The sequence below is a fragment of the Pacificispira spongiicola genome (assembly GCF_012926505.1).
Taxonomy (GTDB): Bacteria; Pseudomonadota; Alphaproteobacteria; order UBA8366; family Aestuariispiraceae; genus Pacificispira; species Pacificispira spongiicola.
On the sequence record NZ_JABBNT010000004.1, the window covers coordinates 284,644 to 309,646 of the forward strand.

20 protein-coding genes are annotated in these 25,003 nt (G+C 61.4%); 10 read left to right on the plus strand and 10 right to left on the minus strand.

Annotated features, from left to right (window positions below):
- Positions 1–99 precede the first annotated feature (99 nt).
- The 3 genes from HH303_RS14380 (at position 100) to HH303_RS14390 (ending at position 5,574) form a co-directional block, all read left to right on the plus strand.
- Positions 100–1,512 carry a sigma-54-dependent transcriptional regulator gene (locus HH303_RS14380; protein ID WP_169626067.1) on the plus strand — a complete coding sequence of 471 codons (1,413 nt, stop codon included), beginning with the start codon at positions 100–102 and terminating at the stop codon, positions 1,510–1,512.
- A complete protein-coding gene (locus HH303_RS14385; protein ID WP_169626068.1) occupies positions 1,491–3,551 on the plus strand; it encodes a sensor histidine kinase in 2,061 nt (686 codons plus the stop codon). The genes HH303_RS14380 and HH303_RS14385 overlap by 22 nt, the downstream gene beginning before the upstream one ends.
- Before the next feature lie 340 nt (positions 3,552–3,891).
- Complete coding sequence (locus tag HH303_RS14390) at positions 3,892–5,574, plus strand: OFA family MFS transporter (protein ID WP_169626069.1); 1,683 nt, start codon at positions 3,892–3,894, stop codon at positions 5,572–5,574.
- Positions 5,575–5,672: 98 nt separating this feature from the next.
- Here HH303_RS14390 and gcvA read toward each other — a convergent pair whose 3' ends face one another.
- A complete protein-coding gene (gcvA, locus tag HH303_RS14395) occupies positions 5,673–6,578 on the minus strand; it encodes a transcriptional regulator GcvA (protein ID WP_169626070.1) in 906 nt (301 codons plus the stop codon).
- Between the two features lie 244 nt (positions 6,579–6,822).
- Here gcvA and HH303_RS14400 point away from each other — a divergent pair, with 244 nt between their 5' ends.
- Positions 6,823–8,514, plus strand: coding sequence for a serine hydrolase domain-containing protein (locus HH303_RS14400; protein WP_169626071.1), 1,692 nt, complete (start codon positions 6,823–6,825; stop codon positions 8,512–8,514).
- Positions 8,515–8,629: 115 nt separating this feature from the next.
- On the opposite strand, the gene HH303_RS14405 is transcribed toward HH303_RS14400, so the two are convergent.
- Positions 8,630–9,295 (minus strand): GntR family transcriptional regulator, encoded by a 666-nt coding sequence (locus tag HH303_RS14405; RefSeq protein ID WP_169626072.1) that lies wholly within the window; start codon positions 9,293–9,295, stop codon positions 8,630–8,632.
- A 164-nt stretch (positions 9,296–9,459) separates the two neighbouring features.
- Between HH303_RS14405 and dctP the strand changes: the two genes are divergently transcribed.
- The 5 genes from dctP to HH303_RS14430 all read left to right on the plus strand — a co-directional run bounded on the left by dctP (position 9,460) and on the right by HH303_RS14430 (position 15,221).
- Entirely contained in the window at positions 9,460–10,449 is a 990-nt protein-coding gene (gene dctP / locus HH303_RS14410) for a TRAP transporter substrate-binding protein DctP (protein ID WP_169626073.1), read from the plus strand.
- Positions 10,450–10,521: 72 nt separating this feature from the next.
- Positions 10,522–11,070 carry a TRAP transporter small permease subunit gene (locus HH303_RS14415; RefSeq protein ID WP_169626074.1) on the plus strand — a complete coding sequence of 183 codons (549 nt, stop codon included), beginning with the start codon at positions 10,522–10,524 and terminating at the stop codon, positions 11,068–11,070.
- 3 nt (positions 11,071–11,073) lie between these two features.
- The gene (locus HH303_RS14420) at positions 11,074–12,390 is read left to right on the plus strand and encodes a TRAP transporter large permease (RefSeq protein WP_169626075.1); all 1,317 of its coding nucleotides are present in this window, start codon (positions 11,074–11,076) and stop codon (positions 12,388–12,390) included.
- Positions 12,387–13,679: a malonyl-CoA decarboxylase gene (locus tag HH303_RS14425; RefSeq protein WP_227421833.1), complete on the plus strand. Its 1,293-nt coding sequence runs from the start codon at positions 12,387–12,389 to the stop codon at positions 13,677–13,679. Before HH303_RS14420 ends, HH303_RS14425 begins: the two co-directional genes overlap by 4 nt.
- 27 nt (positions 13,680–13,706) lie before the next feature.
- Entirely contained in the window at positions 13,707–15,221 is a 1,515-nt protein-coding gene (locus HH303_RS14430) for a malonate--CoA ligase (protein ID WP_169626076.1), read from the plus strand.
- Between the two features lie 49 nt (positions 15,222–15,270).
- On the opposite strand, the gene HH303_RS14435 is transcribed toward HH303_RS14430, so the two are convergent.
- On the minus strand, positions 15,271–16,020 hold the full coding sequence (locus HH303_RS14435) for an SDR family NAD(P)-dependent oxidoreductase (protein WP_169626077.1): 750 nt from the start codon (positions 16,018–16,020) through the stop codon (positions 15,271–15,273).
- A gap of 104 nt (positions 16,021–16,124) precedes the next feature.
- On the opposite strand from HH303_RS14435, the gene HH303_RS14440 reads away from it, so the two are divergent.
- Complete coding sequence (locus tag HH303_RS14440; RefSeq protein WP_169626078.1) at positions 16,125–16,481, plus strand: winged helix-turn-helix transcriptional regulator; 357 nt, start codon at positions 16,125–16,127, stop codon at positions 16,479–16,481.
- Between the two features lie 9 nt (positions 16,482–16,490).
- Here HH303_RS14440 and HH303_RS14445 read toward each other — a convergent pair whose 3' ends face one another.
- The 7 genes from HH303_RS14445 to HH303_RS14475 form a co-directional block, all read right to left on the minus strand.
- On the minus strand, positions 16,491–17,333 hold the full coding sequence (locus tag HH303_RS14445) for a phytanoyl-CoA dioxygenase family protein (protein ID WP_227421834.1): 843 nt from the start codon (positions 17,331–17,333) through the stop codon (positions 16,491–16,493).
- Positions 17,334–17,496: 163 nt separating this feature from the next.
- Positions 17,497–18,186, minus strand: a complete 690-nt coding sequence (locus tag HH303_RS14450) for an HAD-IA family hydrolase (RefSeq protein ID WP_169626080.1) — start codon at positions 18,184–18,186, stop codon at positions 17,497–17,499.
- A gap of 10 nt (positions 18,187–18,196) precedes the next feature.
- The gene (locus tag HH303_RS14455) at positions 18,197–19,072 is read right to left on the minus strand and encodes a class II fructose-bisphosphate aldolase (RefSeq protein WP_169626081.1); all 876 of its coding nucleotides are present in this window, start codon (positions 19,070–19,072) and stop codon (positions 18,197–18,199) included.
- Positions 19,073–19,098: 26 nt separating this feature from the next.
- Positions 19,099–20,496 carry a dihydrolipoyl dehydrogenase gene (gene lpdA, locus HH303_RS14460; RefSeq protein ID WP_169626082.1) on the minus strand — a complete coding sequence of 466 codons (1,398 nt, stop codon included), beginning with the start codon at positions 20,494–20,496 and terminating at the stop codon, positions 19,099–19,101.
- Positions 20,477–22,498, minus strand: coding sequence for a transketolase (tkt, locus tag HH303_RS14465; RefSeq protein ID WP_169626083.1), 2,022 nt, complete (start codon positions 22,496–22,498; stop codon positions 20,477–20,479). The genes lpdA and tkt overlap by 20 nt, the downstream gene beginning before the upstream one ends.
- On the minus strand, positions 22,495–23,766 hold the full coding sequence (locus HH303_RS14470; RefSeq protein ID WP_169626084.1) for a dihydrolipoamide acetyltransferase family protein: 1,272 nt from the start codon (positions 23,764–23,766) through the stop codon (positions 22,495–22,497). Before HH303_RS14470 ends, tkt begins: the two co-directional genes overlap by 4 nt.
- Positions 23,767–23,779: 13 nt before the next feature.
- Positions 23,780–24,997 carry a transaldolase family protein gene (locus HH303_RS14475; protein WP_169626085.1) on the minus strand — a complete coding sequence of 406 codons (1,218 nt, stop codon included), beginning with the start codon at positions 24,995–24,997 and terminating at the stop codon, positions 23,780–23,782.
- Between the last annotated feature and the right edge of the window lie 6 nt (positions 24,998–25,003).

The window sequence follows — 25,003 nt, forward strand, 5'->3', positions numbered from 1 at the left end:
GAAATGTGATGACGTCATTGACGGGACCTATCGCGGAAAGACGATGGCCCGCCTGCCCGTTCAATCGGGGGCGTTTCGAAGGGAACGGGGAGGCTCCCTATGCCGCTATCGAGAGCGACGGCCGTGGAGGCGCCGGCCCAGGAAGGGTCGCGCGATCCGGAATTCGGGCCCTGGCTGGCCCAGGCGTCCATCCTTATCGTCGATGACGAACCCGGGATGCGGAACTTTCTTGTCCGCACGCTGGGGCCGCGCTGCAAGCGACTGGAAGAAGCGTCCGACGCGGCGGAGGCATCCCGCAAACTGGACGAAGCGCATTACGACGTCGTCATTCTGGACAATATCATGCCGGGCAAGACCGGGGTCGAATGGTTGGCCGAACAGCGCCAGATCGGGTTTTTCGCTGACGCGATCCTGATGACCGCCTTCGCCGATCTGGATACGGCGATCCAGGCGTTGCGGGCGGGCGCCGTTGACTTCGTCCTGAAACCCTTCCGGTCGAACCAGATTTTGAACGCGGTCGCGCGGTGTCTGGACCGCATGCGGCTGCAACGCGAAAACTACGTCCTGCGTCACGAGTTACGCGCCATGACGGACCATGTCATGTTGCGCGACAACCTGATCGGACGGTCGCCGCAGATCCAGGATGTCCGCGACATGATCGCCCGCGTCGCGCCGCTGCCGACATCAGTCCTGATCACCGGCGAATCCGGAACGGGGAAGGAAGTCGCCGCGCGGTCCATCCACACCCTGTCCGACCGGGCGGAAAAACCCTTCGTCCCGGTCAATTGCGCGGCCATCCCGACCGATATGATCGAAGCCGAGCTGTTCGGTCATCTGAAAGGGGCGTTCACCGGAGCGGATACGGCACGGGACGGATTGTTCATGCATGCCCAGGGCGGGACCCTGTTCCTGGACGAAATCGGCGAATTGCCGATGACGACGCAGACCAAGCTGTTGCGCGCGATCGAGGACCGCAAGGTCCGCCCCGTCGGGTCCGAACGCGAGGTGCCGGTCAATCTGCGTTTCGTCTTCGCCACCAATGCGGATCTTGAGGAGGAGGTGGACGCGGGCCGATTCCGGGCCGACCTGTTCTACCGCATCAATGTGATGCGGATTCCCATGCCGCCCCTGCGCGCGCGGGGGGAGGATATCGTCGACCTGGCGTCGCAATTCATGGATCGGCTGTCGCGGCAATTGGGCATGCCCGCCGTCCCCATCGACGCGGCGGTGGCGGAAGGTCTCGTCGCCTATGACTGGCCGGGCAATGTGCGCGAATTGCGCAACCTGATCGAACGGTCCCTGATCTTAGGCCGCTTCCCCGCCGAAGTTCGGGCGGAACGCGCCGACGAGGATGTCGAAGAATCGGACGGGCCGGATTCCTTGGCGGAGGTTGAACGGCGCCACATCATGGCGATCCTGCGGGAGACCGGTGGCAACAGGACGGAAGCGGCACGGCGGCTGGGCGTATCCCGCAAGACCATCGACCGGAAATGCGCGACCTGGAACCTGTGACCCCCGACAGCACCGACGCCTTGAAAGGGGGCGAAGCGCCGCCCGTCCGACCGACGCGGTCGGTGCGGTATCGGCTGCTGGCCATCGCGCTGCTGCCGACACTCGTTATTCTGCCGTTGCTGCTCGGCATCACCATGGCGCGCTGGAACGCGAAATTCGATTCCCTGCTGATTTCGAAGGTCAACGGCGATCTGACCATCGCCCACCAGTATTTCGAACGGCTGCTGGAGCATGCCGGGACGGAAGTGCAGGCGCTGGGCGATTCCGCGCGCTTCCGCGATGCAGTGTATGGGCAGGCCGGTCCTCTGTCGTCGCTGATGGAGCTGAACCGACAGTCCCTGGGGTTGGATTTCCTCTTTGTCCTGGACGAAAACGGCAGTGTCGTTTCCGCTTCCCCCGCCGTGAGCGAGGCCGACCTGCGGCGGCGTTGGCCCGTGATCGACGCGGCGCTGCAGGGGAGATCGCGGACGGCGGTCGACATCTTCAGCGGCCCGGAATTGGAAGCCCTGTCCCCCGATCTGGCAGCGCGGGCACGGTTCGGCCTGATCCCGACCCCCAACGCCGTGCCGACGGAACGCGACGTCGAGGATCGCGGCATGGTCGTCCATACCGCCAGTCCCATCGACTTGCCGGGCGGTGGGCGCGGGGCCTTGGTCGGTGGAATCCTGCTGAACCGAAACCTTGTGTTCATCGATACGATCAACGATCTCGTCTATCGGGAGGCCAGCTTGCCGGAAGGCAGTCAGGGCACGGCGACCCTGTTCCTGGACGATGTCCGCGTCAGCACCAATGTGCGCCTGTTCGAGAATCGACGGGCGCTGGGGACGCGGGTGTCGAGTATCGTGCGGTCCACCGTGTTGGACGAAGGCCGGGTCTGGCTGGACAGCGCCTTCGTGGTCAATGACTGGTATATCTCCGCCTATGAACCGATCCGCGACAGTTATGGCGAGCGGGTCGGCATGCTGTATGTCGGGTTTCTGGAAGCGCCGTTCCGGGAGGCCAAGACGGCGACGGTCCTGACGATCATCGCCGCTTTTCTGATCATCACGGCGGCCAGTGTGCCGATCTTCCTGCGCTGGGCGCGGGGTATCTTCAAGCCGCTGGAAAACATGACCCGGACCATCGGTCGGGTAGAAGCTGGGGATTTGAGCGCGCGGACCGGGGCGGTCGCGTCGCACGACGAAATCGGCCGAGTGGCCGGGCATCTGGACCTGTTGCTGGATCAGGTGCAGGAACGTGACAGCCAATTGCGGGCGTGGAACGAGGAATTGAACGCGCGGGTCGACGAACGTACCCGCGAGCTTCGCGATGCCAACCGCCAGTTGGAGGCGACGACCAAGCAGTTGATCATGTCCGAGAAACTGGCCGCGATCGGCGAAATCACGGCCGGGGTGGCCCATGAGATCAACAATCCGATCGCCGTGATCCAGGGCAATCTGGAGGTCGTGCGCGAACAACTGGGTGCGCAGGCCGATTCCGTGCGGACGGAAATCCAACTGATCGACGAACAGGTGCAGCGGATCAACCTGATTGTCCTGAAGCTGCTGCAATTCGCGAAGCCGGAGGAATATGCCGGTTATGTCGAACGCTACGAACCGGGCGGCGTCATCGCGGATTGCCTGCCCCTGGTGCAGCACCTGTTGAACAAGTCGGAAATCGAGGTCCGGCAGACACGCAGCGAAACCCGACTTGTTCTGATGAACCGGACGGAACTGCAGCAGGTTCTGGTCAACCTGATCGTGAATGCAATTCATGCCATGCCCGATGGCGGGACACTGACCTTGGTCAGTATGGACGCCGCGGGGCCAGGCGAGAGTCCGGGGGTGCGGATAGAAGTTGCGGACACCGGCACCGGCATGGCGCCCGATGTCGTGGCGAAAATCTTCGATCCGTTCTTCACCACCAAGCGGCGGGAAGGGACCGGATTGGGCCTGTCGATCAGCCGGACCCTGATCGATCGGCAAGGCGGTCGGATCTCCGTCGAAAGCGAGCCCGGCAAGGGGACGCGCTTCACGATCTGGCTGCCGGAAGCGGATTGATTTTCACCGATTCCGATTTGGACAAAATGTCGCACTTGGCTGGATTTCCGTGTCGGATATCGGGACAAAATGTCCCGATTTTTGCAATGCAACATATTGAAAATACGGCATTTTTGTTGGTTTTCCGCGACTGGCACAAGGCTTGAGTTGCTACCTCCATTCCGTCTCTTTCGCGGGGCGGAAATCCAAATGGGGGGACCTCCGATTCATCGATGGCCTTAGCGGCTGTTTTCTCAAGCCGCGCGCAGTTCAGGCGGGGACGGATCGGATGACGTTCAACCAATAAGCGGGATCGGCGCGGACAACGCCGCCGGTTCCATAAACGGGAGGAACGCTGAGTATGTTCGATAGCCTGAAAAAGGAACATATCGTTGCGGGGGAAGGGTTTAACCGGTGGAAGGTTCCGCCGGCGTCGATCGCCATTCACCTCTGCATCGGCTCCGTCTATGCATGGAGCATCTTCAACCCGCCGCTGACGAAGGAATTCGGTATCGTCGCGGCATCGTCCGGCGACTGGAGCCTGTCGTCGGTCGTCTGGATCTTCTCCGTCGCCATCGTCTTCCTGGGGCTGGCCGCGGCCTTTGCCGGGAAATGGCTGGAAGAAGTCGGCCCGCGCATGGTCGGCGTCGTCGCCGGTTTGCTCTGGGGCGGCGGTTTCATCATCGGCGGCATCGGGATCGCCACGCATCAGCTTTGGCTGCTGTATCTGGGATATGGCGTCTTCGGCGGCTGCGGTCTCGGCCTCGGCTACGTTTCGCCTGTTTCGACCTTGATCCGCTGGTTCCCGGACCGGCGCGGCATGGCGACCGGCATGGCGATCATGGGCTTCGGCGGCGGCGCGATGATCGCGGCGCCGATCAAGGAAGCCCTGCTGGCCATGTTCTACAAGGCCCCTGATTTCCTGGGTCCGGAAGGCGCCGTCCAAATGGTGACCGAAGGCGGCAAGCGCATGGCGGAAGTCGGCGGTCAGATGGTCGAGGTCGTGGTGGCGAGCGCGGCGCAGGTCGCGGCGGCCCCGGTTCCGCTGCAGGAAGGCGTCTATGTCGTCGGTACCGGCAACACGGGCGCGTCCGCGACGTTCTTCACGCTGGGCATCGCTTACTTCATCGTCATGATCGTCGCCGCCTTCTCCTACCGCGTTCCGGCGGCGGGTTGGAAGCCGGCCGGCTGGACCCCGCCGACGCAGGATCAGGCCGCGAAGCGCATGATCACGCATAAGGACGTGCATATCGACCAAGCCCTGAAGACGCCGCAGTTCTACCTGTTGTGGATCGTGCTGTGCTTCAACGTGACGGCCGGGATCGGGGTGATCGGCGTCGCTAAGACGATGATGGGGGAAATCTTCGGCTCCACGCTGCCGTTGATCGTCAACTCGGCTTTTGCCGCGACCTATGTGTTGATGATTTCGGTCTTCAACATGGTGGGCCGCTTCTTCTGGGCCTCCACGTCGGACTTCATCGGACGGAAGAACACCTATCATATCTTCTTCGTCCTGGGCATCATCCTGTATCTGTCGATCCCGTTCGCGGCCCAGCAGGTCAGCGCCAATCCGGCGGTGACGTGGCTGGTCATGTTCTATGCCGCGACCATGATCATCTTCACAATGTATGGCGGTGGTTTCGCGACGATCCCGGCCTATCTGGCCGATATCTTCGGGACCAAGTTCGTGGGCGGTATCCATGGTCGTCTGTTGACGGCGTGGAGCACGGCAGGCGTGCTGGGGCCGTTGGCCATCACGCAGTTGCGCGGCGCGTCCTTGACGTCGTCCATCCGCGATCTGGCCGATAAGGTCGACCCGGCGGCCTTCCAGGCGAAGTTCGGGGCGAGTATCGAACAGCTGGATACGCTGGTGGCGGCAAAGACCGTCACCGTCGCCCGGTTGATGGAGATCGCGCCCGCGGGCACGGTCGATCCGACGCCCAGCCTCTACAACACCACAATGTACGCCATGGCGGGCCTGCTGGTGATCGCGCTGTTCGCGAACATCTTGGTCAAGCCGGTGGACGATAAACACCATATGTGACGAAGGGTTCCTAAACCGGCCGTGGTTGCCCCACTTCCGCGGTCGGTTCTTTCGTTACTGGTCCTTGGCGCCCGCTTCCGTGCGAAGCGGGCGTTTTTTTAATCGGCATTTCGCGATGCGTCTCTTGCGGCATCGGCCTCCGCAAGAAGCCATTCCCGGAACGGACCTGCATCGGGATGCGACGCTCCCTTTTCCGGCTCGACGAGGTAAAAGCACTCCTCAATCTCGACGGAATGGTCGAACGGTCGGACCAAGCGGCCCGATGACAGTTCTTTCATCGCCATAGAGTGCCGACCCAAGGCCACGCCGCCACCGTTCGCCGCGACTTCAAAAGCCATCAACGACGTGTCGAAATGCAGCCCTGACCCCGCATTGACCCGGGTTGCGCCCGCCGCCGCCAACCAGGTCGCCCATCCGTCCTGATAGCCGAGAACGTGCAGAAGGTTTTCACCCGCCAAATCGTCGGGCGCGGTCAAACGTTCCGCAACGGAGGGGAGGCAGAGCGGCGTCAACTGTTCCCAAGTCAACCGGGACGCGGAAAAGCCGGACCAGTGTCCGAGGCCATACCGTATGTCGAGGTCATAGCCCTCCATTTCGTAATCGGAGGCCCAAATGGACGAAACGATCCGCACATTAATTGTCGGGTGGGTTTCGATGAAACGCGGCAATTTTGCCGCCAGCCAATTGACGGCGAATCCGATCGGTGCGCGGACCAACAAGGATTCTTCCGTCCGCGCGCCGAAAACTTCTTCGGTCCCGGCGGTCAGCCGGTCGAACGCGTCCTGCACCTTGGGCAGATAGGCCGCGCCGATCTTGGTCAGGACCAGGCTTCGCGGCAGCCTTTCGAACAACGGTTCCCGCAAGTGATGCTCAAGCAGTTTCACATGCTTTGAAACCGCCGCCTGGGTCAGGTTCAGTTCCGTTGCCGCATGCGTGAAATTCAGGTGGCGGGCGGCTGCTTCGAAAGCCCGCAACCAGACGAGCGGGGGGAGGCGTTGCGGCATGGCGGTTCTCGATCGAACGTTTCGGTGGAGAAGGGTATCCCCAACGCAACCATAACAAAAACAATATCTAAGGCCCGGAAATGGTTGTTTGTGACCCTGTCGCTCCGGACGCAAAGCTTTAGGGAAGGAAACAGAGGTATCCGCAGTTGCGTCGGAAATAGCGGAACACAAATTGGGGAGGATCAGAATGGGTATCTACGGCATCAGAATTGTCGCATCATTATCTCTTGTGGCTTGCATGTTTATGTCCGGACCGGTCTGGGCCGAGGCGCCGGATTGGACGGCGACGTCGAGTTATACCGCGCCCGAAACGGCGTCCGTGGGGGCGCCCTTCGCGGGACGCCTGCTGTTTGAAACCACCGCGATGACCGTCGACGCGACCCCGGCGGATCAATTTGTCCAGAAACCATGGGCCTGGTGGGGATTGTTCGATTTCCTTGCGGAAAAGGACCCTGCCGGCAGCGTTCCGCTTTTCGATCTGGATACCACTTTGTTTCCCGGTTTGGCGATGGACCTTGTCGTCAGCGCGGCGGGGGATGTGATTCCCGCGCAACGCGGCCTGATCCGGAAGCCGGTTGCCGAACGGACGGCGAGTTTCTGGGAAATGATCGTCGGGCCGGGGCGCGCCTGGGATATCGGTGACGGCTGGTCTCGCGCCAGTTTTCCGATCAGCCTCGTCCAATCCTATGAGGGAGAGGCCTGGGTTGGTTTGGCCCGCTTTGACTATAAGGGCGATGAGATTACGCCCTTGCGCGTTGAATTTTCCTCTGTGTCCGCCGGCGGCTTCATTTTCTGGGACGCCGATTTCGATGTGACTGCTTGGGGTGAAATTCCGGTGACGCGCGGTGATACCGCCGTCGATCCGACCGCACTGGCTTCGGCCCTCCAACAAGAGCGCGCCGGTCAGCCGGGGCGCGCGCCGCTGGCGGAACTCGGGGAGGGGTTCGCTGCGGCGCGCGCTTCGATGGACGCTGCGGGGACCCTGGGGCTTGTCGTGTTGAAAGACGACACGCTTTATATGGATCCGGTCGAGACGCCGTTCGGAACCTATCCGTATCCCTATGACATGCGGGTCGGCGTTTGGTCGGCGACCAAGTCGCTCATTCCCGGTATGGCGGCGTTGCGACTGGCACAGAAATACGGCACCGATTTCCTGGACATGTCGATCGTTGGGTTTTTCGAGGAAGGCAAGGAATTCGATTATATCGACGATGCCGCCCGCACGCGCTGGGCTGACGTAACCATTCGCGATGCATTGAACATGTCCACCGGAATGGGGGCGACCGGGTACGATCCGAACTGGGCGGCGGACAATCTGAATACCTATCAATGGTCCTATTCATACGATCCGGCCGATCAGATTCGGCACTACTTCAACGTGGGTCCCAATCCGGACGTATCCGGCCCCGGTGAGAAGATGGTCTATATCGATCAGGATATGTGGATCGCCACACTATCCATGCAGCGTTTTCTCCAATCCAAGGAAGGGGCGAGTGCGACCGTGTTGGGGATGCTGCAACATGAGGTTTACGACGTGATCGGCGCGGACCATTTTGCCGCCGGTACGGGCTATACCGATACCGGTGCGCCGGGCGTGCCGCTATCGGCGTGGGGCGCCCTGCCGACAGTGGATATCTTGACCAAGGCCGGGGCCTTGATCGCGCATGGCGGTAAGGCCCCGGACGGAAGCCAGATTCTCCATGAAGGCCTCGTTGCCGGACTGTCGGACGGCGCCGACTACGGCCTGACCTTCTGGCGGTATGATGCCGACGGCGTCGTCATTCCCTATATGGCAGGGTCCGGCGGCAATGATGTGCTGTGTCTGCCGAACAGCATGGTCGTTGTGACGCTGGGCCGCGACAGCTTCAACGTCGATGTCAGCGACGAAACGCATGCCGCCCTGATCGCCGCCGCGCGTGCCGTTCAACCGTTCTGATCGCCGATCCCGGTTGCTTCACGGCAACGGTCGGTTCTTTCGGTACGGGTTCTTGGCGCCCGCTTCCACGCGAAGCGGGCGTCTTGTTTTCCGCATGTCATTGGCAGAGGCGAGGTCAGCTTGCCTGACGCTGGGTGCGTTCGTAGGACGCCATCAGGTCGTTGAATTTTTCGCCCTGGATGGCGACATGGTTGTGCAGGGCGTCCGCCGCGCGGGCCTCATCGCCTGATTCCACGGCAGTCAGGACGTCGCGGTGTTCCTTCATCGATTGCCCCATGCGGCCGCGCACGCGCAATTGCATGCGGCGGAAGGGCTGGAGCCGCCGATGCAGACGGGCCGCTTCCTCTGCCAGGAAGCTGTTGCCGCTGGCGTCGTACAGCAGGTGATGGAAGACCTCGTTCTCGCGATAGTACTGATCGGTGTCGCCTTCCATCAGGGCACGGTCGCAATCGTCGGCGGCCTTTTTCAGGGCGGCGATTCCGTCCGCCGATATGCGGCGGGTGGCGAGACGACCGCACATGGCTTCCAATTCAGCCATGACTTCGAACATCTCGATCATCTGGACGACGCTAGGAAGGCGGACAAAGGCGCCGCGCCGGGGAATCAGTTCGACGAGTCCGGACGCGGACAGGACCTGAAACGCCTCCCGCAGCGGTGTTCGCGACACGCCGAATTTCGCGGCAAGACGCACTTCGTCCAGTCGCGCACCGTCGGCGATTTCACCGGTCACGATCATCTGTTCGATGGATTCCCGAAGGGTATCGGCAAGGCGTCTTTCCATACCACCAGGATATCACGCTGTCTGAAATGCGACAAACGTAATTTTGTATACAAGAATGTTGACTTTGAATGCATGATTGGCGACAACAGATGCATGCGGGTGTATGGCCGCTGTGAAAAAAAGCATCAAAAGCCAATACAAAATTGCGAACTGGGAGGTTCCTCATGAAATTCAGAACACTTGCCGCTGTGGCGGCGATAGCGGTTGCGGCGGGCGTTGCGGGTACGGCGTCGGCGAAGGAACTGCGGCTTTCCCACCAATGGTCGACGTCGGATGTGCGCCATAAGGTGGCCCAGATCGTCGCCGATGAAGTGGCGGCGGCGAATGTCGACCTGACGATCAAGATTTTCCCGTCCAAATCCCTGTTCAAACCGCGGGAGCAGTATAAGCCGTTGTCGCGCGGTCAGCTGGATATGACGGTGTTCCCACTGTCCTATGCCGGTGGTCAACGTCCGGAATTCAATCTGACCCTGATGCCGGGGCTGGTGAAGAACCACGATCACGCCGCGCGCCTGAATGAAAGCGCGTTTATGGGCGAGCTTGAAAAGCTGATGGCCGAAGACGACGTGATGGTCCTGGTTCACGGCTATCTGGCGGGCGGGTTCGCCGGTAAGGACAAATGCATCACCAAGCCGGAAGACGTCGCGGGCCTGCAGACCCGTGCTGCCGGTAAGGCCTTCGAACAGATGCTGGCCGGTGCCGGTGCCTCCATCGCGTCCATGGCGTCGTCCGAAATCTACAATGCCATGCAGACGGGCGTGCTTCAGGCAGCGAATACTTCGTCTTCGTCCTTCGTGTCCTATCGCATCTATGAGCAGGTGAAATGCTATACCCCGGCGGGCGATGTTGCGCTGTGGTTCATGTATCAGCCGTTGCTGATGAACCTGACGGCGTATAACGACCTGAACGATGCGCAGAAGGAAGCCCTGAATGCCGCCGCTATGAAGGCACAGGCTTACTATCTGGAAGAGGCCAAGAAAGAAGACGCCGATTCCGTCGCCGTCTTTGAAAAGGCCGGTGTTGAAATCGCGCATATGACGACGGACGAATTCGCCGCCTGGCGCGAAATCGCCAAGCAGACGTCCTACAAGAACTTCGTCGAGAACGTTCCGGACGGCCAGAAACTGCTGGATATGGCGCTCTCCGTCGAGTGATCCCGTTCAGACACCGGGAGGGGGCAGTCCCCTCCCGGTGCCCGTTCACCCAACGTCTTCCAGGGATCGAAAATGCCGGTACCAAACGAACACGCGGCGGCCCCGACGCGCAGTAACGCATTCATCCGGGGCGTATCGATGATTTCCACACTGTGCGGCTGGTTCGCGTCCTTCCTGATCGTTCTGTCGGTCGGGGTGACCTGCGAAATGATCTATGTCCGCGCCATATTGAACGAAAGCACGATCTGGCAGACGGAAGCCGTCGTTTACATGATGATTTCCGCGACCTTGCTGGGCCTGCCCTATGTTCAGCGTCTGCGCGGCCATGTGAATGTCGATCTGCTGCCGATGGCGCTGTCGCCGAAGGCGCGGCGCGTCCTGATCCTGGCGACCCTGGCCGCGACCATCGTCATCATCGCGCTGATGCTGTTCTACGGATTCCATCAATGGCATGAGGCTTGGTCACGAAACTGGCGATCCGATTCCGTGTGGGGCGTGCGCCTATGGATTCCCTATCTGGCGGTGCCGATCGGCTTCGGCCTCTATCTTCTTCAATTGATCGCCGATTTCTATGCGGTGGCCGCAGGCTATGACAGCCACTACGGCATTTCGGGGCATTGATCCATGGACCCGCTCATTCTCGGACTTCTCGTCGCCGTCATCACCATCCTGGTCCTATTTTCCGGCATTTCCGTCGCGAACGGTCTGTTGGTCGTGGCGGCCGGTTTCATCCTGGCCTTCGACGGATTGCGGTCGCTGGAACTGCTGCCCGAAATCTTCTTCGGTAAGCTGGACAATTTCGCGCTGCTGTCCATTCCCATGTTCATCATCATGGGGGCGTCGATCTCCTCTACCCGTGCCGGTGCCGATCTGTATGAAGCCCTCGACCGCTGGCTCACCCGCGTGCCGGGCGGGCTGGTGATTTCCAATCTGGGGGCCTGCGCCCTGTTCGCCGCCATGTCGGGGTCGTCGCCCGCAACCTGCGCCGCGATCGGCAAGATGGGTATCCCGGAAATGCGCAAGCGTGGCTATCCGGACGGGGTCGCTTCCGGCTCCATCGCCGCGGGCGGGACCTTGGGTATCCTGATCCCGCCGTCGGTCACCATGATCGTCTATGGCATCGCCACCGAAACTTCCATCGGCCGTCTGTTCCTGGCGGGGGTGGTGCCGGGGGTGCTGCTGGTCGTCCTGTTCATGGCGTGGTCCTTGTTCGACACGTGGCGGAACGGCAGTGCCGCCGTCCTGACCGCGCGGCGCTTCTCCCTGCGTGAAAAGCTGGAAATCCTGCCGCGTGTCATTCCCTTCCTGTTGATCATCCTGGGCGTTCTGGTCGCCATGTATGGCGGATATGCCACCCCGTCGGAAACGGCGGCGGTCGGCGCGCTGTTGTGCCTGGGCGTGGCGATCGTGATCTACCGGCTATGGAATTTGCGGGCGCTGTGGATCGTGCTGCGCGACAGCACGAAGGAAAGCGTGATGATCCTGTTCATCATCGCCGCCGCCGGTGTGTTTTCCTATATGCTGTCCAGCCTGTTCATCACCCAGTCCATCGCCGGTTGGATCGGGACCTTGGACGTCAATCCCTGGGTCCTGATGATCTGCATCAACGTCTTTCTGTTGGTGGCCGGTTTCTTCCTGCCGCCGGTCGCGGTGATCCTGATGTCGGCGCCGATCCTATTGCCCATCGTCACCACGGCGGGGTTCGACCCATACTGGTTTGCGGTGATCCTGACCATCAATATGGAAATCGGACTGATTTCCCCGCCGGTCGGGTTGAACCTCTATGTCATTAACGGCATTGCGCCGGATATTCCATTGAAGACGATCCTGATGGGGTCGCTGCCGTTCGTGGCCTGCATGATCCTGGCGATCGTCGTCCTGTGCCTCTTCCCCGGTCTGGCGACGGGCTTGCCGGAACTTATCCTGGGACCGGCCGTATGATGATGCGACGCTCCGGCTTTTTTCAGGATTTGCTGTCGACGCTGTTCGAACGGCGGCCCTGGCGGGGGACTCAAGCGCCCGACGCCCCCTTGGAAACCCTGTGCGAAGATTTGCTGGGGGGGCGGGGGGAAATTTCCGGCATGCGCATCGGGGCGGCGATTCTGGATGCCTATCGGGATTTGGATGCGGACGGCCGCCGTCGCTTCTTCGCTTATCTGACGGAAGATATGGACCTGGATGCCGACGCGGTCGAAGCGGCGGCCCAGGCCTATCGGATCGACAGGAACGCCAAAACGTTGCAGACCCTGGCCGATGCGGCGGAACCGCGCCGTCAGGAACTGCTGCGCCGTCTCAATCGATTGCCGGGGGCGACGGCGGCGCTGGTCCGCATGCGGGAAGACCTATTGGCGGAATTGCGAGCGGAACCGTCCTTCACCCGTACCGACCTGGATTTCGCCCATCTGTTTTCGTCCTGGTTCAACCGGGGATTCCTGGTGCTGCGCCGTATAGACTGGACCAGCCCGGCCCATATCCTGGAAAAGATCATCGCCTATGAAGCGGTGCATCAGATCAACGATTGGGACGACCTGCGGCGGCGCCTGCATCCGGCGGATCGCAGGTGCTTTGCGTTCTTCCACCCGGCCATGCCGGACGAACCGCTGGTCTTCGTGGAAGTGGCCCTGACGGATGCCATCCCGAATTCGATCCAGGCGGTCCTGTCCGAAGACCGGGAACCGATTGATGTCGGCAAGGCGACGACGGCGGTATTCTATTCGATTTCGAACTGCCAGACCGGATTGAAGGGAATTTCCTTCGGCAACTCCCTGATCAAGCAGGTGGTGCAGGACCTGTCCGCCGAGTTGCGAAATCTGTCGACCTTCGTCACGCTGTCGCCCGTGCCGGGCTTCACGAAGTGGCTGGGTGGGTTGGAGTCGCCGGAAGCAAAGGCGGTGGGCGAGGCCGTCACCGCCGCACTGGCAGGCGACACCGGCCAATTGGCGGAGGTTGACGATACGTTGCGGCGTCTGGCCGCCGACTATTTCCTGAAATCCAAGCGTGACGATGGCAGGCCGATTGATCCGGTGGCGCGGTTTCACCTCGGCAACGGGGCGATCCTGCACGCTATTCATGCCCGCGCCGATCTGTCGCCCGCCGGGTTGAAACGGGGGGCTGGACTCATGGTCAACTACCTCTATGACGGCGATAGAGTCGAACCGAACCATGAAAGTTTCGCAAAGGACGGCGCGGTCGTCGCATCGTCCCAGGTGGAAGCGCTGTTGCGCGGTTAGAACAGTATTCATTTCAAGGTAAGAAGCATGGCCAATATACTTTTCGACGCTCTTTTCCGTCCGCATCTCGGCAGCGACCGGGTGTTTCTCGATATTCCCGGCGCCACGGCGATCACCTATGGCGCATTTCTGGAAGAAGCCGCCCGCATCGCCAATGTCATCGCTGCCGAAGGGTTGGAACCGGGCGACCGACTGGCCGTGCAGATTCCGAAATCCGCAACGGCGCTGGCGGTTTATGCCGCCTGTGTCCAGACCGGCGTGATCTTCCTACCGCTGAACACGGCCTACACCCCGGACGAAATCGCCTATTTCGTCGGTGACGCGACGCCGAAAATCCTGCTGTGCGATCCGGCGGCGCAGCCCTCTCTCAAGCCGATTGCGGACAAGTTCGGGGCGACCTTGTTGACCCTGGATGCGGCGGGGATGGGGACGTTGACCGACCGTGCCGATACGCAACCGTCGACATTCGCACCGCGCGACCGGGCGGCGGATGATCTGGCCGCCTTTCTCTATACTTCCGGCACGACGGGGCGGTCCAAGGGCGCGATGCTGACGCAGGACAACCTGCTGTCCAATGCACAGTCTTTGGTGGAAGCCTGGCGCTTTACCGGCGACGACGTGTTGCTGCACGCGCTGCCCATCTTCCACACGCACGGCCTGTTCGTGGCGACCAACATTATTCTGTTGGCGGGGGGCAGCATGATTTTCCTGCCCGGTTTCAACACCGATGCGGTGATCGCTGCCCTGCCGAAGGCGACCAGTATGATGGGGGTGCCGACTTTCTATACCCGGCTGCTGGACGATCCGCGCCTGAACCGCGATCTTGTATCCCATATGCGGCTATTCGTTTCCGGCAGCGCGCCGTTGCTGGCGGAAACCCATACGCAGTTTGAGGAACGCACGGGTCACCGTATCCTGGAACGATACGGCATGACGGAAACGAATATGAACGTTTCCAACCCGTATGACGGGTTGCGAAAGCCCGGCACGGTCGGCTTTCCCCTGCCGAAGGTCGATCTTCGGATCGTCAATCCGGAAACCGGCGAGACGCTGGCGCAAGGGGAGATCGGCGAGATCGAGGTGCGCGGTCCCAATGTCTTCAAAGGCTATTGGCAGATGCCGGAAAAAACGGCGGAGGAATTCCGACCCGACGGCTTCTTCCGGACCGGCGACCTTGGACTGATCGACGGTGACGGCTATGTCCAGATCGTCGGACGCGGCAAGGATCTGATCATCTCCGGCGGGTACAATATCTATCCGAAGGAAATCGAATTGCTGCTGGATGAACAGGACGGGGTTTCCGAATCCGCCGTGATCGGCGTGCCCCATCCGGATTTCGGGGAAGGGGTCGTCGGCGTGCTGGTGCCGCAGGGCGGGGCCGCGCTCGACACCGACGCGATCGCCGCCGCCATCGCGCCCAAAATAGCCCGTTTCAAGCAGCCAAAAGCGTTCTTCGTGGTCGATGAATTGCCGCGTAATACGATGGGCAAGGTGCAGAAGAACATCCTGCGCGACCGCTATGGCGATACGTTCAAGGGCTAAGCTGTATCGGGAATGGGCGGAAACGCCGGTTCCCGCCCATTCCCGGCAATCAGACCTGGGCGTAACCGCCATCGACGAATACTTCGCTTCCGGTCATGAAGCTACTGTCGTCCGACGCCAGGAAGGCGGCGACGGCAGCGGTTTCCGCTGGGTCGCCGATCCGGCCCAGCGGCGTCTGGTTTTCGAAGCCGGCCTGAATATCCGCAGCCATTCCGGTGCTTTCGAAAATGTCCAAGAGGGTTTGCGTTTCCGTTGCCCCGGGGGACAAGACGTTGACGCGGATACCGGTCCCCTTCAGGTCCAGCGCCCAACTGCGCGCAAGGTTGCGGACCGCCGCCTTGGAGGCGCTGTAAACGCTCATCGCGGCCGTCCCCATCACGCCGACCGTCGATCCGGTCAGGATGATCGACCCGCCCGGCTTCACCAGCGGCAATGCCTTCTGGACGGTGAATAGCGTGCCTTTGACGTTGATGTCGAAGGTCCAGTCATAGTGTTCCGCCGTGATGTTGCCCAAGGGCGCGAATTCGCCGACCCCGGCATTGGCGAATAGAATGTCGATGCCGCCCTTTTCCGCGCGGACCGTTTCATAGAGGCGGTCGAGGTCTCCCGCTTCCGTGATGTCGCCGCGAACGCCACGGGCGCTTTCGCCCAGATCGGCCAGCGCCGCGTCCAGGGCCTCCTGCCGTCGTCCGAAAATATAAACATAGGCGCCTTCCGCGACGAAACGTTTTGCCGCCGCAAAACCGATTCCGCTGGCGCCGCCGGTGATGACGGCAATTTTACCATCCAACTTCCCCATGGCTCATCTCCTTTTCGCTCGGGTATGGCCAAAAGCTGGTAGGATGATTTCCATTTAACAAGTATGCACCTTTTGGTAAGTATGAAGAAAAGAGAGGAGAAGATATGAAACAGCCAACGTTTACCTGCGGTCTGGATGCGGCGCTTCGCTTGATCGCGGGGAAGTGGAAGCCGCTCATCCTCTTTTTCCTTCGGAATGGGCCGATGCGGTACGGCGCCTTGAAACGGTCCGTTCGGGGGGTCAGCGACAAGATGTTGATTCAGCAATTGAAGGAGCTTGAAGCGCAGGGCGTCGTGTCCCGTACCGACTACAAGGAGATACCGCCGCGTGTGGATTATGCACTGACCCCGCTGGGCACGAGCTTGGTCGAAACCTTCGTGCCCCTATGCGAATGGGGCGAACGGCACGCGGATGCAATCGCGACCGTATTGGTTAAACAGGACGCCGTCTCCGACGGCTGAGCCGACGTCTCAGGCGGCCGTGCCCGGCCAGACCAGCGGGAATTCCGGCGCGTCCATCGGATCGCCGTCTTTCAGCGTCAAATTCGGGAAGGGCGGGGACGTCTTGCCGTTCCGGTGCAGATAGGTGACGTCGTCCCCCATCCAGCGAAAAGCGATGGCGGCGCGCCGGTCCATCGAATTGTTGGCGGGCGCGCCGTGCACGGTTTGGAAGGAAAAGGCGATGGCGTCGCCCGGTTCCGTCGCCCAGCTCAGGATTTCGTAATCCTCGCGGTGTGCGTCGATATCCGGCAGCGTTTCCCAGGGCGTATCCTCATTGACCGATTTGCCGGAGAAATACTGCGGTTCGTAGAGTTTGCCCCAACGATGCGACCCGGCGAGATACTCGACCGCCCGTTCCTTGGGCACATGGTCGAGCGCCACCCACAGCGAGCAGGTCTTGCTGCCGTCCAGACAGTAATAGGGGAGGTCGTGATGCCAGGGTGTCGGGATCGGGGTTGCCGATTCCTTCAACACCACATGTTCATGGAACATCCGGATGCTGTCAGACCCGGTCAACTCGGCCGCGATTTGTGCGGCGGGCGATTCGAAGACGAAGGACCGATATTCCGGGATGCGCGCCCAGTTGCAGTAGTCTGCGAAGAACGCCCCGCCGCCTTTATTGCTACCCTTTTCGGCATTTTTTTCCGCCTCGTCGCCTTCGCCACGATAGAACCGGGCATTCGGTGCGGGGTCTTTCAGGTTCCGGTCCAGTCCGGCTTCCAACACATCGACCCAGTCCGCGAACGCGCCTTTCAGCAATACCGCGCCGTCGGCCCGGAAATTGTCGATGGTCGTTTGCGATAGGATGGTCATGGCGTCCTCCATATCCCGAAAAAGCAGGAATAGGATATGTCTGCTTTTCGGGGAGTGGTATAACGAAAACCGTCAGAAGCCCATCGCTTCTGATCAAGTTCATGATTTTTGGTAAGAAGAATAGTCGGCCCGTTATCGGTCTTGCTGTGCGACAGCGACCGGATCAGCAAACCGCCCGGCATTCCGCCCAAGTGATTTCGCCGAGGTCGTTGAGAGTCTTTTTCGCGCCGGTGAAATCTTCGGATGCGGTATAGGTGGACTTGGTCACGATGCAGCGCATCCCGGCCGCTAGGGCAGCGCGAAGGCCGATCTCGCTGTCCTCAACGACAAGACAACGGTTCGGGGAGAGGTCGAGTTTTTCCTTCGCCAGCAGATAGACCGCCGGATCCGGCTTTTTTGCGGCAACCATGTCGCCGGCGAAGACCGGCATGTGGCGCGCGCGCTCCGGTCCCAACAGAATATCGACCACGGCCTGAACCGCGCGTTCGTTGGACGTTGAGCAAACCGCCAGTTTGCAGCCGTCTCCGATTGCGGCATCGACCTTCTCGGCCACGCCGGGGCGGAGCGGCAGGGCGCCGGAGTCGATCAATTCCATGAAGATCGCCGTCTTCAGCTTGTGCAGTTCCAGAATGAAATCGTTGCGTTTGGCCTCGGCAACGGGCCAGCCGACCTCGTCGAAATGGACGCGCATGCGTTCTTTGCCGCCTGCCGTGCCCAGCAACACGCCATAGCGTTCTTCGGACCATTCCGTATCCAGCCCCATTCGGGCGAAGGCCCGGTTGAAGGAGACTCGGTGTCCGTCGCGTTCCGTATCGACCAGAACTCCGTCGCAATCGAAAATCAGCGCCTGCATGCCGGTCCCTTTATCGCGCGGCGGTGACGGACGCCTTACCGTCCGACCCGAACAGGCCGATCATCTGTTTTACCCCGGATTTCATCGCATCGTACTGTGCCGCGATATAGGGGATCGGTTCGTTGTTTGTCGGTTCCTTCCGGCGCAAATCCGCGAACCCGTCGATGAACTGCTGCTTGTGCATGGTGGAGATGTTCACTTTCGCACAGCCAGATTGGATGCAGCGTTCGAACTGCTGTTCGGTCAATCCCGTGCCGCCGTGCAACGCGATCGGGATATCGACCTTGGCGGTGATCCGTTCCAGCCGGTCGTAAGCGATTTTCGGTTCGCCTTTGTAAAACCCATGTGCCGTGCCGAAGGCGGGCGCGAAGGTCGCCAGTTTCGGCATGGCGGCGCAAAACGCGATGCATTCGTCCACATCGGCGAGAATGGCCTCGTCCTCGGCGACGAATTTATCGTCCTCCGTTCCGCCGATAGCCCCCAGTTCAGCCTCCAGTCCGACACCGGCCGCTTGCGCGATTTCGTAGGCTTCCAGACTGCGGGCGACGTTTTCGTCGAACGGCAGGGCCGATCCGTCGAACATCACCGATGTCCATCCCGCATCGATGCAGCCCCGGATAACGTCCAAATCCTTGCAATGATCCAAATGCAGCGCGACCGGGACATCCGCATCGGCGGCGAAGGCGTGCACCCAACTTGCGATCGGCTTGAATCCCCAAAGGCGGATCGTTTTGACCGACAATTGTATGATGATCGGCGCGTTCATTTCCTGGGCACCGTCGATGACGGCGCGGGCGCTGTTGTAGTCGATGATATTGAAAGCGGCGATGGCGTATTTGCCGGCCTGCGCCGACTTCAGCATCGCACTCAGATATCCCAATGCCATGGTTCCGCTTCCTCCGAAGATCGTGGTCAGATGTGTATTGCCCGGCCATAGGCGTCTAGCACGCTTTCGTGCAGCATTTCGCTCAGTGTCGGGTGCGGGAAGACTGTATGCATCAGTTCTTCCTCGGTCGTTTCCAAGCTGCGCCCGATGACATAACCCTGAATCAGTTCGGTAACCTCCGCCCCGATCATATGGGCGCCCAGAAGTTCCCCCGTCTTGGCGTCGAAGATCGTTTTGATCAGCCCTTCCGGCTCCCCAAGCGCGATAGCCTTGCCATTGCCGACGAAGGGGAAGCGACCGATCAGGATGTCGCGGTTTGCCGCTTTCGCCTGGGCCTCGGTCAGGCCCACACTGGCAATCTGCGGCCAGCAATAGGTGCAACCGGCGATGCTGTCGGGGTCGACCGGTTCGGGCGACAGACCGGCGGCCAGTTCGGCGACCATGACGCCTTCATGGCTGGCCTTATGCGCCAGCCACGGGCCGCCCGCGACATCGCCGATCGCATATAGCCCATCGACCCCGGTGCGGCAGTGACGGTCGGTAACGACATGGCTGCGATCGATTTTGACGCCGAGCGCTTCGAGGCCAAGGTCTTCCGTATTGCCGACAATGCCGACGGCGGAAATGACCGTGTCGAATTGATGCTGTTCGATCTTGCCGTCGGCTGTTTCGATATGAGCGGTCACCGAGCCTTTCGCGCGGTCCAACTGCTTGACGGCAGCCTTCTCCAGGATGGTCATGCCTTGCTTCTTGAACGCCTTTTTGGCCAGGGCGCTGATTTCGGCGTCTTCGACCGGCAGGATGCGGTCCATGACCTCGACCACGGTCGTTTCCGCGCCGAGCGTGTTGTAGAAGCTGGCGAATTCGATGCCGATCGCGCCGGAACCGATGATCAACAGCTTTTTCGGCATGCGCGGCGGTGCCAGAGCATGCTTGTATGTCCAGACCAGATCGCCGTCGGCTTCCAAGCCGGGCAGTTCCCGGGCGCGGGCTCCGGTGGCGAGGACGATGGATGTCGTCGTCAGGTCTTGTTTCCCGTCCTTCGATTCGACCTGGACTTTGCCCTTCGCGGGGATCGTTGCGCTGCCCATGAAGACGGTAATACCGTTCTTCTTCATCAGGTGGCCGACACCGCCGTTCAGTTTCTTCGCCACGCCCCGTGATCGTTCCACCACCGCCTTGAGGTCGACGCCGACCTTGTCGATGGTCAATCCAAAATCCGCCGCGTGCTGCATTTGATGAAACAGTTCGGACGACCGCAGCAATGCCTTTGTCGGGATGCAGCCCCAGTTCAGACAAATCCCGCCCATATGTTCGCGTTCGACAATGGCGACGGTGAGGCCGAGTTGCGCCCCCCGGATGGCCGCGACATAACCGCCGGGGCCCGCGCCGATGACGACGAGGTCAAACTTGCTCGTGCTCATGCTGGGTCTGTCCCTGCGTTTTCGGGTGGCTGACGACGGCGTCCACGATTGCGTCCGCGGTGATGCCGAAGTGACGATAAAGCTCTTCGGCGGGGCCGGACGCGCCGAAGCCTTGCATGCCGATGAAGATACCGTCCTCGCCCAGATATTTGTGCCAACCGAGCGACCCGGCCGCTTCGATTCCGACGCGCAATCCGGTGCCGAGTACGCGGCGCCGGTAGTCGTCGTTCTGGGCATCGAACAGTTCCCAACTGGGCAGGGAGACGACGGCGGTGCCGATCCCGCGCGGTTCTAAGGCGTCGCGCGCCGCTACGGCGATCGACGTTTCCGATCCCGTTGCGATCAGCGTAACGGTGCGGGGCGCACAGGCCGCTTCCCGCAGGATATAGCCGCCGTCGGCGGCACTACCGTCCCCGGTGCTTTTCGTGCGCAGGCAGGGCAGGTTCTGCCGGGACAGAACGATTGCCGTCGGACCGTCTTTTCGCTTCAGCGCGATGGCCCAGGCTTCTGACGTTTCGACCGTGTCGGCCGGTCGGATGACCGTCAGGTTCGGCGTCGCGCGCAACATTGCCAGCGTCTCGACCGGCTGGTGGGTTGGGCCGTCCTCTCCCAAGCCGATGGAATCGTGGGTCAAGATATAGATCACCTGCAACCCCATCAGGGCGGACAGGCGCATGGCCGGATGCATATAGCCAGCGAATACCAGGAACGTCCCGCCATAGGGAATGGTCCCGCCATGGAGCGCCAATCCGTTCATGATCGCCGCCATGGCGTGTTCCCGGATTCCATAATGGATGTACCGGTTTTCCATGATGCCGGATTGCATTGTCTCGGTGGCATTCGTCCGGGTATTGACCGAGCCGGTCAGGTCAGCGGACCCGCCGACAAGTGCGGGCAGAAGCGGTGTCAGGACCTCCAAGGCATCGCCCGACGCCTTCCGGGTCGCTTTTGACGGCGCGGTTCGCGATTCCTGGGCGATATGGGCGGTGAGCGCCGCTTTCCAGCCCGCGCTTAGATCGCGGTCGTAATAGGCGGTGAAGTCGGCCCTTGCCTGGGACGGGGCGGCGTTGAACCGGTCGATCCAGGCGGCGCGCTCCGATTTGCCGCGACTGCCTGCCGCGCGCCACGCATTTAGAATAGTGTCCGGGACGGTGAAGGGGGCGTGCGGCCACACCAGGGCAGCCCGCGCGGCCTCGATCTCTTCCGGGCCCAGCGGTGCGCCATGGACTTTTGCGGTTCCGGCCTTGCTGGGCGCGCCATAGCCGATGATGGTGCGGCAGGCGATCATCGACGGCCTGTCGCTGTCCCGGGCGGCGCCAATCGCGGCGGCCACCGCTTCCGGGTCATGGCCGTCCACGGATTGGCAATGCCAGCCGCAGGCCTTGAAGCGGGCCGCCTGATCGTCGCTGCAGGTCAGCGCCGTATCCCCGTCGATGGACACATGATTGTCGTCGAACAGGACAATCAGCCGGGACAGGCGATGGTGCCCGGCGAAGGAGATCGCCTCATGGCTGATCCCTTCCATCAGGCAGCCGTCGCCGGTAACAACATAGGTGTAATGGTCGACCAGATCGGACCCGAAGCGGGCGCGGTCTCGTTCCTCGCCCAATGCCATGCCGACCGCCGCGGCAAGACCTTGTCCCAACGGTCCCGTGGTCGTTTCGATGCCCGCGCCGTGTCCGTATTCAGGATGCCCCGCGGCAGGGGAGCCAAGCTGCCGGAAGGACCGTAGCACATCCATATCCCAGCCCGGATAACCGCAAAGGTGCAGCAGCGAATAGAGCAGCATCGATCCGTGTCCGGCGGACAGGACGAAGCGATCCCGGTCGTGCCATTCCGGCGCGGATGCATCGAATTTCAGGAAACGCGTGAACAGGACGGTCGCCACATCGGCCATGCCCATCGGCATGCCCGGATGGCCGGACTGTGCGGCCTCGACCGCATCCATGCTCAGCGCGCGGATGGCGTTGGCCATTTCTACATGGGGTATGGGTCGGGTCATTCCGCTGCGACGCTCGCTTGATCCGAAAACATGTTGTAGGTGCTGACCGTCTCGCTCAGGCTGCGCAGGAACTGGGCGCCATAGGCGCCGTCGACGGCGCGGTGGTCGGCGGACAGGGCGACGGACATGATGTCGTGTATCTGAATGCCGCCGCGATGTTCCCGCACGGATTTCACGATTGGGCCGACGCCGAGAATACCGGCTTCCGGCGGGTTTATGATCGGCAGAACCTCGACCCCATACATGCCCAGATTGGAGATCGAGAACGTTCCCGCCGTCGTGGACTTCGTCAGGCCCCGCCGCGCGGCGGCGGCGTGATTCCGGACGGCATCGGAAATTTCGACGACGCTTTTGAACGGGGTGTTTTCGATCACCGGGACCATCAGGCCGTTTTCGACCGACACGGCGACCCCGACATTGACTTGCCCCTTGAGGACAACGCGGTCGGCGGCGACATGGGCGTTCAGGCGCGGATATTCCAACAGGGTCAGCGCGACCGAATGAACGATGACGTCATTGACCGATACTTTCTGACCGCCTTGATCGATATGCGCCTGCCGCCGGATCAGCAAATCCGTGACGTCGATTTCGGCCCGCAGATAGAAATGCGGGATCGTCTGTTTCGACAGCAGCAGCCGGTCGGCGATGACCTGGCGCATCCGGTTGAACGGTTCTTCCCGGTCTTCCATGCTGCGCGGCGGCAATTGCGCCGGTGCCGCGATGACCGGAGACGCGGCCGCGGAAGCCGTAGGCGCGGGAGCAGCCGGAGCTGTCGTATCGCCGCGTCCGGCGGCGGATGCCGCCGCCGCTTCCACGTCGCGTTTGATCACCGCGCCTTTCGGGCCGGTTCCCTTGATCTGGCCGATGTCCAGTCCACCCTGCTGTGCCAGACGGCGTGCCAAGGGAGACGAGGCCCGACCCGACGGCGCGGCGCCCGCTGCATCCCCGGCAGAGGGTACCGGAGCAGCAGTCGCCTGCGCCGTCGTTTCGGATTTCGGTTCGGCAGCGGCGGGTTTCGTCACCGTTTCGCCTTCCGAACCCAGCATAAGAAGCGGTTCCAGAACGGTTGCCATCTCGCCGGTGTCGTACAGGAGTTCCAGGACCGTGCCCTCGTCGAAGGCTTCGACCTCGAAGCTCGCCTTTTCGGACTCCACCAGGGCGACGATATCGCCTTTCTTCACCGGATCGCCGACTTTGACATACCATTCGACGAGAAGACCTTCGGTCAGATCCTGTCCGACCTGCGGCATCAATACGGGTTTTGCCATCTCTTGTTTCTCCTCAGCCGGCGATCTTCATGTCTTCCGCCATGACCCGCGCGACGAAATCGATCGTCTTGCGCGTGGCCTGGGCGAATTCAGAGGCGGTCGCCACGAAAGCGCCGAACTGGCTGAACTCTTCGGGCGCCATGCCGTCGAATTCATAGGCTTGGCGGAAATAGGGAATACGCAGCAGCTTGCTTAACGTTTCTTCGGAAATGTCTTCGTCGATCGCCTTGGCGTCGAACGGGGACAATTGGTCTTCCACCGCCATCAATTCGGCGATGTATCCCGGCGGGCAGGTGTAAACGAAGTCGCCGCCGGCAAGTTTTTCGATATGCCAACTGGATGCCGTGCCGGTCGCGTCGTCGCGGCTGACGCGCATGGAACACATCAACATTTTCGACGGGTGGCCGGTTTCCTGAATATGACGGTAGGCGCGCTTGATCACGGCGATCTCGCCCAATTGAATTTCTTCCTTGGTCAGGTCGATGCCGCGCGTTTGTGCCTGCCACCCCAAATCCCCGATATTGCCCAGCCGCGCCGACATATGGGTGATGACGGACCGCCATGCCGACAGGTCGACGCCGTTGCGCTTCGCCGTTTCAAGCCCGCGCGAAACCGCGTTCATGCAGGCGATATATTGCGGAACGGTGAAGGAGGTCGTGTTGTTGGTGGCGATGCCGTTGGCGGTCAGTTCCTCGATAAGCTCGTATCCTTCCTTCGACCCCGGCAGCTTGACCATGATGTTCGGGCCGAGGGCGGCGATCTGGAAGGCCTGTTCGCGCATCCGCGCCTTGTCGGTGACGAATCGCGGATCGACCTGACCGGATAGATAGCCGTATTTACCGCCGCTCTTTTCGAACATGGGTTGGACCATCTGCGCGCCCATGCGGACGCATTCCAGATAGGTTTTCCAGTAGACTTCCTCGACAGTATCCCGTGGGTTGTCGGCGACGATCTGGCGAATTCGATCGGTCCAATAGGCGGGATCGTTTTGGATCGCCTGCAGGCTCAACGGCGGATTGGTGGTAACGCCCCGGACGGCGGACGTGCCGTCGGCGACATGCGCGGCGCCGAACAGACGATCCAACTGACCGCGCCATGCTTCCGCTTTTCCGTCAGGCGCTTCCGCAAGGACTTTGTCCGCCCAGCTTTCATAGACCAGAGGGGAACTGTCCCACCAGACCTCGCATTCCGGATTCGTGGCCGCCAGTTTTTCAAGTACGTGCAACGACATCACATG